At 56.2% G+C, this 13638-nt stretch carries 9 protein-coding genes and 4 pseudogenes; 9 read left to right on the top strand and 4 right to left on the bottom strand.

Going from position 1 to position 13638, the window contains the following annotated elements; genetic code table 11:
- Positions 1 to 140: 140 nt before the first annotated feature.
- Positions 141 to 1280 (bottom strand): annotated as a pseudogene (locus tag ABIE32_RS21005) (IS3 family transposase); the annotation flags it as partial.
- A 368-nt stretch (positions 1281 to 1648) separates the two neighbouring features.
- Here ABIE32_RS21005 and ABIE32_RS21010 point away from each other — a divergent pair.
- The 3 genes from ABIE32_RS21010 (at position 1649) to ABIE32_RS21020 (ending at position 4725) form a co-directional block, all read left to right on the top strand.
- Positions 1649 to 1891: a helix-turn-helix transcriptional regulator gene (locus ABIE32_RS21010; RefSeq protein WP_429019115.1), complete on the top strand. Its 243-nt coding sequence runs from the start codon at positions 1649 to 1651 to the stop codon at positions 1889 to 1891.
- A gap of 9 nt (positions 1892 to 1900) precedes the next feature.
- Positions 1901 to 3451: a YfjI family protein gene (locus ABIE32_RS21015; RefSeq protein ID WP_429019118.1), complete on the top strand. Its 1551-nt coding sequence runs from the start codon at positions 1901 to 1903 to the stop codon at positions 3449 to 3451.
- A gap of 323 nt (positions 3452 to 3774) precedes the next feature.
- On the top strand, positions 3775 to 4725 hold the full coding sequence (locus ABIE32_RS21020) for a hypothetical protein (protein ID WP_429019121.1): 951 nt from the start codon (positions 3775 to 3777) through the stop codon (positions 4723 to 4725).
- Between the two features lie 192 nt (positions 4726 to 4917).
- On the opposite strand, the gene ABIE32_RS21025 is transcribed toward ABIE32_RS21020, so the two are convergent.
- Together ABIE32_RS21025 and ABIE32_RS21030 are read right to left on the bottom strand one after the other, a co-directional pair.
- Positions 4918 to 5880, bottom strand: coding sequence for a restriction endonuclease (locus tag ABIE32_RS21025; protein ID WP_429019123.1), 963 nt, complete (start codon positions 5878 to 5880; stop codon positions 4918 to 4920).
- Between the two features lie 301 nt (positions 5881 to 6181).
- Positions 6182 to 6595, bottom strand: a complete 414-nt coding sequence (locus ABIE32_RS21030) for a winged helix-turn-helix transcriptional regulator (protein ID WP_429019126.1) — start codon at positions 6593 to 6595, stop codon at positions 6182 to 6184.
- 88 nt (positions 6596 to 6683) lie between these two features.
- Here ABIE32_RS21030 and ABIE32_RS21035 point away from each other — a divergent pair, with 88 nt between their 5' ends.
- On the top strand, positions 6684 to 7637 hold the full coding sequence (locus tag ABIE32_RS21035; protein ID WP_429019129.1) for an aromatic alcohol reductase: 954 nt from the start codon (positions 6684 to 6686) through the stop codon (positions 7635 to 7637).
- Between the two features lie 274 nt (positions 7638 to 7911).
- Positions 7912 to 8511 (top strand): hypothetical protein, encoded by a 600-nt coding sequence (locus tag ABIE32_RS21040; protein WP_429019132.1) that lies wholly within the window; start codon positions 7912 to 7914, stop codon positions 8509 to 8511.
- 586 nt (positions 8512 to 9097) lie between these two features.
- Here the strand turns inward: ABIE32_RS21040 and ABIE32_RS21045 are convergent.
- Positions 9098 to 9745 (bottom strand): annotated as a pseudogene (locus ABIE32_RS21045) (transposase); the annotation flags it as partial.
- A 99-nt stretch (positions 9746 to 9844) separates the two neighbouring features.
- On the opposite strand from ABIE32_RS21045, the gene ABIE32_RS21050 reads away from it, so the two are divergent.
- From ABIE32_RS21050 to ABIE32_RS21065, 4 genes and pseudogenes are all read left to right on the top strand, one after another.
- Positions 9845 to 10980, top strand: a protein-coding gene (locus ABIE32_RS21050) for an IS3 family transposase (RefSeq protein WP_429019134.1) whose coding sequence is annotated in 2 segments (ribosomal slippage) — positions 9845 to 10088 and positions 10088 to 10980 — 1137 coding nt in all. Because the reading frame shifts where the segments join, the coding sequence is not laid out codon by codon here.
- 61 nt (positions 10981 to 11041) lie between these two features.
- A pseudogene (locus ABIE32_RS21055) lies at positions 11042 to 11760 on the top strand (IS3 family transposase); the annotation flags it as partial.
- A gap of 188 nt (positions 11761 to 11948) precedes the next feature.
- Entirely contained in the window at positions 11949 to 12932 is a 984-nt protein-coding gene (locus ABIE32_RS21060; protein WP_429019137.1) for an IS110 family transposase, read from the top strand.
- Between the two features lie 7 nt (positions 12933 to 12939).
- A pseudogene (locus tag ABIE32_RS21065) lies at positions 12940 to 13419 on the top strand (IS3 family transposase); the annotation flags it as partial.
- Between the last annotated feature and the right edge of the window lie 219 nt (positions 13420 to 13638).

Consider the following 13638-nt stretch of genomic DNA (forward strand, 5'->3'; position numbering starts at 1 on the left):
CGAGCTGGGCACGCCCCAAACGGTGGCCGTGGCATAACTACGTCTGGGGTTTGGGGAGACTCAGTCCCAAACCGATTTATGCAACAAGGCCCCTGGGCGCATTCAATGACGCGTGAGGCATCGAACCGGGTCTGCTGGCTCCTTTCGAAGTTCATTGGTGAGAGATAGCCCAGGCCGCTGTGCCGGCGCCTGGGGTTGTACCAACCCTCAATCCAGGTGAAGACGGCCATGCGGGCTTGGGCCTTGCTCTGGAAGCTATTGCGCTCGATGAGTTCAGCCTCCAGACTGGCGAAGAAGCTTTCGGCCATCGCGTTGTCGTAGCGTCACCATCGAGGGTCGAACACCCATCTGGCGGCAACGCTCGCCGAAGGCCACGCTGGTGTACTGACTGCCCTGGTCGCTGTGATGGATGACTGCATCGGGCTTGCGTTGGGCCAGCGCCATGTTCAGCACCGAGAGCACCAGGTCGGTGATCATGCGCTCTCCCATGGACCAGCCCACCACGCGGCGACTCCAGACATCGATGACTACCGCCAGGTACAGGAAGCCCACCCACGTCGGCACATAGGTCATGTCGGCCACCCACAACTGATTCGGGCCACTGGCTTCGAAGCGTCGATTGACCAAGTCCTTGGCGGGTGTTTGGCGCTTGTCGCGGCGCGTGATCACCGTGAAGCCTCGCCGACGGCTGATGCCGCGGACGCCAGCTTCACGCATGAGGCGAGCGACCCGCTGGCGGCTGATGCGCACACCTTGCTCGTTGAGCTCGGCGCGCACCCTTGGCATGCCATAGGACTCGTAAGAGTCCTGGTGAATCTGACGGATGCGTTCGGTCATCACCGCATTGGCGATGCTGCGTTGCGAGGGGGAGCGTTCGCGCCAGGCATAGAACCCGCTGGCAGACACCTTGAGAACCCGACACATCGTGCGCACTGGGAAGTTGGCCTGGTTCGCCATCACGAGTCCGAAGACTTCGTGGACGTCGCATCGCTGCGACCGGCAAACCAGGCCGTAGCCTTTGCCAAGATGTCGCGCTCCATCTGAACCTGGCGCAGTTGCCGGCGCAGTCGCACCAGCTCTTCTCGCTCGGCGCTGCTCAGGCCTTCCTTGCCAGGCAGTGGCTTGCCACTGTCGATGGCCGCTTGGCCCACCCAATTGGTAATGGATTGCGCTGTGACGTTGAACTCACACGACAGCTCCGTCGGCGTTCGTCCGGCGCGCACGAGCTCGACCATTTGCTGGCGGAACTCCGCCGGATACGGCGGTCTGGACTTGGACATCTTCGACTCCTTGAACACAAAGCTTGATGTGTCCACGGAACCGGGTCAACTCCACAACTGACAGCCAGATTGCTTGTTTGGCGCAACTCCTCTTATGCCAAAAACCGCGTTTTGGGAATCAGTTGTAGCCGCTTTTGCGTGGCAACGTAGCCAAAGTAGCCAGTAGCCCAGGGGGTTCGCCACACAAAACCTCCTAGTCCCTGCTTGCTTGTGCCCTTGCTCAAACACCGCAAAAAGTCGCGCAGGGTCAATGACTTATCGAATGCGCTCTCTCAGCGATAAGAAAAAACAAGCAAATTACGTAATCGACTGGAATTTGGAGCCCCAGCAGCATGAGGCCTTGTTCAATTTATCGAGAAAGGTTTCTGATGCACTCCCCCAATCGCACCGAGTTTGCGCCCAATGCGGCGTGCCGCTTGAAGGACGTCATGCGCCTCACGGGCCTGAGCCGCTCCACCATTTACGGTCGTCTCAACAAGACGAGCTCGCAGTACGACCCGACCTTCCCCAAGCCCTTTCCTCTTTATGGCGGCACACAACTCCGTGGCGCCAAGGGCTGGCGTCTGCATGACATCGACGCCTGGCTGAATGCCCAGTCGGCAAAGCAGTAAGGGCTGGCGATGTTCAATAACTCACCTCCCGTCACGGACAACTACCCCGCGCATCACCTGCCACCACTCATTTTGGACGCCGTGAACGATGTGCGGCGCCTGACCCAAGCCTCTACTCCCTTGATCGCAGCCTCTGCGCTTTGCGCCATGGCAACGGCATGCCAGGGCTTGGCTGATGTGAAACGTCCCGGCCTTTCAGGGCGCACGCCTCTCTCCCTTTATTTCCTCACTCTCGCCGACTCGGGTGAGCGCAAGACTGCTGCGGACGGATTCTTTTTCGAGCCCATCCGGCGCTTGGAAAAAACCATGCGGCAACAGTATGCCGAGGGTTATGCCAATTTCGAGTCAGATAAAAAAATCTGGCTCGCAAAAATCCGAGGCTTGGAACGACGACTCGAGAAAGAGTCCAAGGCCGGCCGTGACTCCACAGCAACAGAAGGAGAATTGGGCCAGCTCATGCAAGCTGCCCCCCTGCTCCCCGCCCGTATGCGCTTCATGTTGTCCGACGTCACCCAGGCGGCACTGTACTCGGAGCTGAGCCTCAACCCCTGCACGGCAGTTCTCCATTCGAACGAAGCGGCTGATTTGATCAAAGGCCGCACCATGAGCAACCTTCCCGTGTTCAACCGAGCCTGGGACGGCCAAACACTCGACATGGACCGCAAGGATCCGGCTGACAGCCAATGGGTCGAAGGCGCGCGCTTGAGCTCGGGCCTTGCTGTGCAGCCCCATGTGTTGGAATTCCTCTGCGGCAAGGGCGGCAACTACGCACGCGAGGTCGGCTATCTTGCTCGCACCCTCGTTGCCTTCCCAAAATCCACGGCAGGTCAGCGGTTTGTCGACGGGAGTGACAACAGCGATTCGCTGCCATCGGGCATTTTGACTTTCCAATCCCAAGTTCACCGACTTCTTCTGAAAGCCGTTGAGCGCCATCGCGATGGCGAGGCCCGGCGTGTTCTGACTTTTGAGCCACAGGCAGCGCACTGCTGGGTGGCTTTCTTCAACCACATCGAGTCCCAGCTCGCTCCGCATTTTGGTCGCCTGTCCCCCATCAAGGACTTCGCCGCCAAAGCGGCGGAACACGCAGCGCGCATGGCCGCCATTTTCGAAATGGCACAAGGCGATGCACAAACCATTTCGGAAGACTCCGTGCAGCGTGCCCTTGCCATCATCGAATGGTACTTGTGGGAGTTTGATCGCCTGTTTGCGAAGTCCCCCGAGGAAAAGAGCATCGAAAAACATGCCGAGAAGATTCTGGTATGGATGCGTAGCAAGAGCCCTCTCACCGGATTCGGCGCCCGGAGAACCTTCACCCGTCGTGAAATCCAACAATCAGGCCCTCGCCCTCGTGACCCCGAATCCGTCAGCTTGGTATTGCAGTACCTTTTGACTCAGGGACATATCCAGTTAGTTTTCGGCAGCGATAAAGAATTTCAATTGAGCAACACCAACCATTCATCGTCTAACTTGGAAAGCGTAAATTACTCCAAGGAATTTACCGAGAACCGAGGCCTCCTTAGCTCTGACACTACTGCCATCGTCAAACACTCTCCTATTTAGCGATCTAACTTATTCAAGCAATTTATAAAATCAACACAACTAAACCAACAGAAAACCGGTCATTAATCACTCCATTTAATAAAAACCAAACAGGGAGTGTATATTATTGACATTAATGTATTTAAAGATATATTAATCAACAGTCAGCATAGACATCTATCGATATATATTCCCCTTAGAGTGATAAAGCACTTTTCAGTAACCCAATAACTACACATCAAAGAAAATCATCTCAAACAACATAAGCCCCAACACTATTCAGAATAATCCAAATGCAAGACTCGCATACTCATCTTTCAGCACTCACTCAGGTGAGAAATCGCATGAAAGGGATTTACCATGAAATGAAGAGCACAAAGTGGAAAAAGGCTCTCGCCAAGAAGAGCCTTCAAAAGCAACTTGCTCAAGTGTGTGGCTTGATGTCGCCTTATGCCTACGCACCAGTCTTGCGCAAACTGATCGAGAGCAAGGATCCTTGGCTTTGGCTGGCAGGCCATTGTTTTATTGGCATTGACCCTTCTAACCACGAAGGGCAATTCAATGCAATGTGTAATGATGATCAACACCCAGACAACTACATTGATCAGGCTCAGTTTCTTGAGACTCTGGATCAATTGTTGAAATCATCTGATTTTCAGAAGATCTATAAAAACTCTGTTCGCCAGGAACAACAACTGGCGCATTCTCTTTTCGAGTACATCAAAGACTTGAACAAGATTTACTCCAAACTAATGGTCATTCGAATCGACTTCTCCTACGGTGAAATCTATACCGCTGACTGGGAGCCAGAACGCAGGTTGTTGAATGATTGGGATTTATTTCACGCGTATACAGCCAATGGTTTTAAGGAAAGCTTCATTGGCTACGCAGCCAAGTTTGAGTATGGTGCTGACAAAGGCATCCATATTCACGCGCTTCTGTTCTTTGATGGCTCTGCAGTTCGCCAGGATGTGACCATAGCCAAGCATTTGGGTGAACACTGGAAGAACATCATCACCCAGGGAGCGGGAATCTACTTCAATGCGAACACGCTGGAGTACAAAGCGCGTATGAAGCACTGTGCAGTGGGTGTTTTCAAGAGGAATGATCTGGATTTCCTGGTAGGAGCCAAGGAGATCGCCAAGTATTTCGCGAAGAAGGATCCCATCGTGCGGCTGGCAGTGCCTGGATTGACGCAGACATTGCGCAGGTCGTCGCTCACACTTCAGCAGAAGGCAATGCTGGAGAAGCGGCTTGCTCATGAGGAGCGAGATGCTATGACGTCGTCTGGGTAGACAATATCTGTTCTACGGATACTTGGGTTCGATCAATGCTGGCTTTGCAGCGGGAGCTGTCGGTGACAGCCGCTGACCGGACTCAGGCTGCTTGACACCAAGCAGTCGTTGGGTCCGGCGACAGGCGCTAGCTCGAATGGCGGTTTTATGAGGTATTGCAGCCATGGGCCTTTCACGATGTCGGGACATCCATCAGCCCAGGACTTCAACAAACGGCCTCTTGTCAAGGATCGCGGCACGGACCTTGTCTCTTAGTAGCTTGACTAGATCGCGCTCGTTCATGAGCAGCATCACGATCTCGCGCAGCGTGCATAGCGCCATAGTCCTTGCCGTCGAGTGGGTGACGCACTCTGCGATTGCCGATGCTGCGAAGTCGGAATTCGAGATGAAGATGCCGCGCACACCATCGCGGGCAAACAGCCGCATCATGTGCGAGCCAAGCTCGGGCACACCAACCGGGTCCTTCAGCCACTTCATCTCGACAAGGTAGATGTGGCCCTCGAACTCAACAACACCATCGATCTGCTCGACCACGACCGAACCAGTTGGGTCCTGCCGCTTGAAGTCTTCCCGCACCAGGATGCCGTGCGCGCGGAAGAGATCGTTCAGCACGCCTTCCAGCAGCTTGCCGCGCTTCTGTGGCTCACTGTCCATGCCGAACAGTGTGTTCAGTCGGTCGCGCACATCCTCGATCTTGCGGCGTTTCTCGGCTGCAGCTTCACGTTCCGCGCGAGCCTTAGCTGCGACCTCGGCCTGCGCAGCTTCGCGCTGCTGGTTCATGCGGGTGAATGAATCTCGGTGATTCACGATGCGCGCGAGGTCCCCGACGTTGGCCTTCGCCTTGTGCACGTCGTTCTCCCAGCACATCGAGAAGTTCTCGAACTCGACTACACGCTTGATCACCTCGCGACGCGGACCAAGACCAACGTCACCGCGCTTGTTCAACTTTTCCAGCACGTTGCGCACGATGGCAAACTTGCTCACGGAGTTGCGATCCGTCCGCACCTTGGCTGCCATTTCAGCAAGATCGTCGCCAGGGACACCGGCCCCGCGCAAGAACAGGATCACATCGTCCTTGCCCTTGCAAAGCAGTGGGACCGTATCAACCAGCAGGTTGAAAACGTCAGGTGGGTAGTGGAAGCGGTCGTCGTTCATACCGCAATTGTGCCAACATGTGGTCTAGACGTTAACGCGCTCCACAAGGCAACCGATCTCTGAATCGACACAGCCTCTCTATGGCCTGCTGCTTTGCTATGAGGCACCGCTTGACCGCTTCTGGTGGGCATTGAAAATACGGTGCAGCCCCTGGCAGCTGACCAGGTGATCTGAGCTAACCCTTGCGCTTGGCGGGCAGCTTCCTGGCACAGTGGCAGACTGGCCATCTCGGCCATCAAGCGACATTCGAAAGATTCAACGGCTGACATTCCTGTCTGTCCGACCTTGAGCTCTCAACAAGCTATGAACTCGCGTTATGGTTCTGTTGATCGAAGCTCTGTCGAGCTTCTCGGAATTGATCTGCGTTTTCAACGATCCAGGTCCACAGTGGGACCATGCGCAGCAGCCATTCCATGCCAGTGTCGGACAACTCATACTCGACTCTGGGGGGAACCTCATCAAAGTCGTGCCGGAGCACAAAGCCGTCACGCTCCAGCTGTCGTAACGTGCGCGTGAGCATGCGCTGTGTGACTCCGTGCATGCGCCTACCGATGTCTGCATGTCGAAGCCGGCCATACACGCCAAGGGTGTGAACGACGCCGAGAGACCAGCGACTTCCCGCGTGCGCGAGCACCTCACGCCGCAGCCCGTCGTCGTCATCTCTCAGACCATCACACACCGTCTGGGAATACTGAAGAAGTTCTTCCTGATTCAACTTGTTGGCTCCCGGTATCACGTGTGTACCTTCTTACATATTTTTTGATGCATCGCTAGACTGTCCAACTTCTTTAGTAGGCTATACGATGAATCAAGCAAATCCGAACTTTACGTCTCAGAACATTCTCGTGCTCGGCGCGGGAGAACTTGGCCTCCCGGTACTCCGTAATCTTGCACGCAAAGCCAAAGACGTTGATGGTTCCAAGATCAGTGTGCTTCTGCGCGCCAGTGCCGTGGAATCCTCCGAGCCCGCCAAGCAGCGGGATATTGCGGAGATTCGAAGCCTCAGCATCGAGATCGTCCTGGGCGATTTGGTGAAAAGCTCCATTGATGAGCTTGCCGTGGTTTTCGCACGCTACGACACGGTGATTGGCTGCGCGGGTTATGCCGCCGGCATCAACACGCCGATGAAGCTGGCGCGGGCAGCGTTGCAGTCAGGCATTCCCCGGTACTTCCCCTGGCAGTTCGGTGTCGATTTCGACGTGATCGGCCGCGGCGGCCCGCAGGACATTTTCGACGCACAGATCGACGTGCGCGAACTGCTGCGGAGCCAGGACCAGACGGAGTGGGTCATCATCTCCACCGGCATGTTCATGAGCTACCTGTTTGAGCCTGAGTTCGGTGTCGTTGACTTGCAGAACGATGCGGTCCACGCTCTGGGCAGCTTTGACACCGCCGTGACGTTGACCACTCCCGACGATATCGGCGCGCTCACAGCTGAAGTGGTGTTTGCGCAACCGCGCATCCGCAACGAGATTGTGTATCTGGCCGGCGACACTGTGACGTACGGCGAGGTTGCGGACAAGCTGGAAGCGGGCCTTGGTCGATCTTTCACCCGGTCGGTATGGACCGAGCAGTATCTACTGGATGAGTTGGCGCGCGACCCGCAAAACATGATGAGCAAGTACCGTGCGGCCTTTGCACAGGGGCGTGGCATGTCGTGGAACAAGAGCGGCACGTTCAACCAACGCCGCGCAATTCCGGTGACGGACGTGTTGTCGTGGATTCATGCAAACCTAGCATCTCGCCGCGACGAATGATGGGGTTTGAGGCGAGCGCTTCTGGCTTCATAGTTGGCTCCAGAATCAGTCCGCGATCTACGGCCATTGCGCCAAAGCCGACACCGGCAAGCTGAAGCTGAGCGACAGCTCCGGGTCGATAGTGACAGTCGGCAACCCGCTAACCGATTGAGTATAGTTGGCCGAGTTGTGTGACATGGCGGTGAGCTCTAAGCCATTGGAGTTGAGATATCGCGTCTGTATGCAACTGTGATTTCGAAAAGCCAGCTTAGTCTGGTTGGCTATGGGAGGGACTATGGAACTGGAAACAGGTTTAAAAATTCTCGGCGTCATAGCGCCTGGCCTATTTGCTCTTTGGCGTTGGGCGTGGTCAGAGAATCATGTGAAGCAAAATCGATTGCGCGATGAATACAAATTTGCCAAGGAGTTTTTTTCTGAACTTGTTGACGGTAAAGGGATGCATGAGTTTCAGAAGGCCAAGGGGTACCAAGCACTTGCTGGAGTGCGCTGGATCAGTGCGGCAGAAGGGGACTATCTGCTTTCCCTGAAGGATTCTCCCAAGGCGCTCGAACGGTATGTGCTTGGGATTGAGTGTCTGGAATTCAAGGCTAAGACATGTGTGTCCCGTATTCGACTCAAGCCAAGGTTCAGGCGCCGATACTCACGTATGTGGCGCAAGTGGCTCTACGCTGGTTCATATTGTGGCTTAGCACTACTGGCTGTGCTTCCTTTGTTTTTTGGGAGTCAGCTTATCAAGCATCCCTCTCAATGGTTGATCGCCACCGTCCTTTGTCTTGTTGTGTTTGGCCCGCCAGCAGGACTGGCGTTACGAGCTCTAGCAAAAATCACTGCCGCAGAGCGCGTGGTGCACGGTCAAAGAAGAACCACTGTTTGAACTCGCCGGGGCGATTCAAGAATCATCCCGCGCACCAGGGCTAACATAGCGACTGGACAGTGTTCGGAACTGCAGGGGCAAGATCAGGTGCGGTAAATGTGTGGTCAGAATCCTAACTTTCTACGGTTGCACGCAAGAGACGCCCTTTAACGGAGAGCCCTGATTTCATGCCTTCCCTGGAATGTAGCTTGCTGCAGGGCTCATACTTTGGGATACGACGTCCGCATTGCGGTTGGTTGATGAATGTCTCATGTGGGTCGAAAGCACCACTTCACTGCTCTTGAAAGCGGTCCTTGGCCTGTGTCAGCCTGCAGCGGCGGCTTTAAGGTGTAGTGCAGACCTACAAAAACGCCCCGCTGCTATGACTGCTCTGGGCGCCACCAGTCATCGAACTTTTTGAGTTGACAGACTGCAACCAGCCGAGACTGTGTGAGAACGTGGAATGCAGGAGGGTATGAGCGATGCCGACCACTTTGCCTGCAAGTAGCCACGTGACCGTTATGTGCCGGTAGTGCGCTGCATCCAGCGCATTTTGCAGATGTATAGAGACAGTCCATGCAGCGCGATTTCGGCGTATTGAAGGCGCTTACGCACCCATAGCGTTCAGCGCCTTGATCATCGGCACGATGCCTAAAATGTTCATCACCCGCTTCAAGTTGTAGGCCAGAACATGCAGGCTCATTTCGGTTCCCACGTTGACAAGCCGTCGCGTCAGGAAGTGCGTTGAGCCCATCCAGTGCTTGAGGGTCCCGAAGACGTGCTCGATGGTTCGCCTGCGCACTTTCATGGCATCGGGTTCCCGCTCAAGCCGCTGCTGCACCGCGTCCATCACGGCCTCGTGCTCCCAGCGCCTGATGCGGCGGAACTCGCTCTTCGTGCACTGATGCTTCATTGCACAGCGAGGGCAAGCACTAGACCAGTAGATGTGTATCTGTAGACCCCTCTCATCGGTAGTGAAGCGATGGATGGCCCGCTGACCCGCTGGGCATTGGTATTCGTCATCTCGGGCGATGTAGATGAAGTCGGTCTTGTCGAAGCGACCCTCAGCTTTGGCGTTGGAGGTCATGGGCTTGGGCACGTAGGCCGCGATCCCCTCGTCTTCGCAGGCCTTGAGCTCGACACCGTTGTAGTAGCCCCGGTCTGCGAGAGCCTGTAGCTCGGTAGCCCCCATGGCTTCGCGCGAAACCAACGCCATCTTGCTCAGTTGCGACCGATCACTGCTGTCGTTGGTTACTGAATCGCCCCGGGTTTCCTAGACACCTCAGAGCCTCAAATGGACTGCCCCTGGTCAGGTAGACGAACTCAGCCTATCTTTTGAGCATAGGAGGTCGTCATGAGTGCACAGAGATTTACGCCAGAATTCAAGGAAGAGGCTGTCAAGCAAGTGACCGAGCGCGGTTACTCGGTTTCCGAGGTCGCAGCCCGGTTGGGGGTATCGACACACAGCTTGTACAAGTGGGTGAAGGCCGCCTCTCCCGGTCAATCTGAGCAGCATTCCCAAGAGCTGCTGCAAGCCAAGAGCGAGATCCTGCGTTTGCGAAGCCAGATGCGTCGTATCGAGGAGGAGCGAGATATATTAAAAAAAGCCGTGCGGTACTTGGCCAGGGAGCCCGAATGAAGTACCGCTTCGTCAACGAGCATCGCGAGCAGCACGCCATCAGCTTGATGTGCCAGTTGCTGTGCATTGCTCGTGCAGGGTTCTACGCGTGGCTCCATGAGCCCGTCTCAGTTCGAGAAACAGAGGATCAACGACTGCTTGAGTTGATTCGCTACTCCTACACGGCCAGTCATGGCGTGTATGGTGCCCGCCGAGTATTCGCAGATCTTCGGGAGGCTGGCGAGTTGTGCGGCAAGCATCGGGTGGCCCGTATCATGCGTGAACACAAGATCAAGGCAGTGCGTGGCTACAAAACCCCACGCAAGATTGCAGGGCGCCCCTCAATCATCGCGCCCAATCATCTGCAGCGGCAGTTCACCGTGGACGCCCCAGACAAGGCCTGGGTCACTGACATCACCTATATCCGCACTTGGCAAGGTTGGCTGTATCTGGCGGCCGTGGTGGACCTGTACTCGCGCAAAGTGGTGGGATGGTCCATGAAGGCAACCCTCAGTCGTGAACTCGTGCTTGACGCGTTGCTGGCGGCAGTCTGGAGACGCAAGCCGGCATCGCAAGTATTGCTACATTCCGATCAGGGAAGCCAATACGGCAGCGATGACTTCAAGAGATTCTGCAAAGCACATGGACTGCTGCCAAGCATGAGCCGCAGGGGCAATTGTTGGGACAATGCCGTCATGGAATCGTTCTTCAGCAGTCTGAAGAAAGAGCGTATCCGCAAACGTATCTACAAGACTCGGGACATGGCCCGGGCCGATGTGTTCGACTACATTGAGGTCTTCTACAACCGGTCACGCCGCCACAGTCATCTGGGCGGTGTCAGTCCCGAGGCGTTTGAGCGCGCCCGGGCGTGAGGTTGCGATTTGTCTACCTGACCAGGGGCAGTCCAAAATCTGAGGCCCAATAGGAGGTGCCATGACGAACAAGCAGCCATACCCCGAAGAATTCAAGATTGAAGCGGTCAAGCAGATCACGGAGCGAGGCCACCGCGTGGCCGATGTATCCGCACGGATCGGCGTGAGCCAGCACAGCCTGTACAAGTGGATCAAGCTTTATGCAGTGCCCGCACCTGAGCGGCAGGCGCAGGCATCTCAAACCGAGGAGTTGCGGCGACTAAAGGCCGAACTTAAACGAGTGACCGAGGAGCGCGACATCCTAAAAAAAGCCGCCGCGTACTTTGCCAGGCAGTCCGGGTGAGGTACGCATTTATCGAGCGCCATGAGCAGGAGCACAGCGTGCGGCGCATGTGCAAGGTAATGCAACTGCACCCCAGTGGCTACTATGCATGGAAGGCAACACCACAGAGTCTGCGGGCTAAGGACGACCAAAGGCTGCTGGGCTTGCTCAAGCAGGCATGGCTCGAGAGCGGTGGTGTCTATGGCTACCGCAAGCTGACATTGGATATGCGCGACCTTGGAGAGCGTTGCGGCAAGCATCGCGTGGCACGGTTGCTCAAACTGGAAGGCTTGCGTTCGCAGACGGGCTATGGCCGAAGGCCAGGAGTGCGTGGTGGAAAGCCGGCCTTGGTTGCCCCCAATCACTTGCAGCGCCAATTTAAGGTAGCCCAACCCAATCAGTCCTGGGTCACAGACATCACCTTGTATCTTGGTGCTGTGGCGAATAGCTTTCGCCGCTCGAGGCGGGGACAGCACGGACATTACGTGAGGCCCCGAGCCTGGGATGTAGATGTAGCGCCCCGCCTCACCTTCGCGCCAATTTGAGATCGGACGGTAGCAAAGGCCTCGCCGAGTGCGATGAGCCTGCATTGACAAGGTAGATCGGCCTGAAGGGCATGGCGCGCTAGAACTCATGGAGAGCCGACATGCTTCATTTTGGAATTGACGTATCTCGCGACAAACTGGACTGCGCGGTGGTCGACGCGCACGGTCAGCGCGTCAAACGTGCTCGCACCTTCACAAACGATGTCCAAGGCGTCATCGAGCTCATCGACTGGGCACGCACAGTTGCCGTCGAGCAGCCGCGCCACTTCGTCTTGGAAGCGACTGCGGCATATCACGAGTTCGCAGCGACGCGGCTTCACTGCGCCGGTCTGGTCGTCTCGGTTGTAAACCCGGCGCAGGTTCGTGCGCTGGCCAGGGGGCTGGGAATGCTCAGCAAGACCGATCTCATGGATGCATTGCTCTTGGCGCAGTACGCCAAGCTTGCTCGGCCCAGGCAGTGGCGCCCCACGATGCCTCAGTTGCAAGAATTCAGTGCGATGCTGATGCGGCTCGATTGCCTTGAAGCCGATCTTCGGCGCGAGCAGAATCGGCGCGAGCAGGCCGCAGTGCGGGGTTCGTCTGATTGCGTGCTGGTTTCCATCGACGCTTGCATCGATTTTCTGCGCGTGCAGTGCAAGGCGATGCGCAAGACCATCGACTCACACATTGCTGCCAACGAATCGCTGGGTCAGCGCATTATGCGGCTGCGCACGATTCCCGCCGTCGGCGAGAAGACAGCGAAGCGCATGGCCGCCATCTTGAGCACCAACAGTTTCACCAGCGCCAAGGAAGCGGCCGCGTTCCTTGGACTCATTCCAGTCAAGTGCGAGTCGGGCAGCAGCATCAGAGGGCGCTCTCGTCTGTCCAAGGCTGGTAATCCAAGGGTACGCGCGTCTCTGTATATGGCCGCTGTGGTCGCAAAGAAGATCAACCCCGACATCAAGGCCTTGTACGACAGGCTTTGCGCGCAAGGCAAGACCAAGATGTCGGCGCTCGGCGCGTGCATGCGCAAACTCGTGCACCTTTGCTACGGGGTCCTCAAGTCCGAACACGACTACGTGCCGCCGGAGGCCAGATCCACTTGACATTCAAGACGGTATCTACATCCGAACCCACGAAGGCTGGCTGTACCTGGCAGTTGTGGTCGATCTGTTCTCACGTCAGGTGGTGGGTTGGTCCATGGGCAGTCGTATCGATACGGCTCTGGTGCTGGATGCTCTGCTGATGGCATTGTGGCGACGTAAGCCAAATGCATCGGTCCGGGTCCATTCCGATCAAGGCTGCCAGTTCACAGGCCACGAATGGCAGGCCTTCCTGCGGGACCATAACCTAGTCAGCAGCATGAGTCGACGCGGCAACTGCCATGACAATGCTGTGGCGGAGAGCTTCTTCCAACTGCTCAAACGCGAACGCATCCGACGTCGTATCTATACGACCCGCAGCGATGCGCGAGCGGATATATTTAACTACATCGAGATGTTCTACAACTCGCAGCGCCGTCATTCGTCGGCCGCAGGGCTATCGCCCATCGAGTTTGAACAGCGCCATTCCCAACGGCTCAAGAGTGTCTAGCCAAGTCGGGGCGATTCATACCGTGATACAGCTTTCTAGGCAATCCTGCCATACGCAATTGCTGCTGCATCTCCTCGGATTTAGCTCTGAGGTTGGCTAAACGAGCCATGCTCTTCCAGCTAGACGCATAGCATCAAGCCCGTCACTTGAGCAATGCTGCCAGAATTGCCAGAGATTCATTCAGTTCTTCCCAACTGGCGCCGCCCAGGCAGATTCGCA

The organism is Comamonas sp. 4034, assembly GCF_050434545.1.
Classification (GTDB): Bacteria; Pseudomonadota; Gammaproteobacteria; order Burkholderiales; family Burkholderiaceae_C; genus Comamonas; species Comamonas odontotermitis.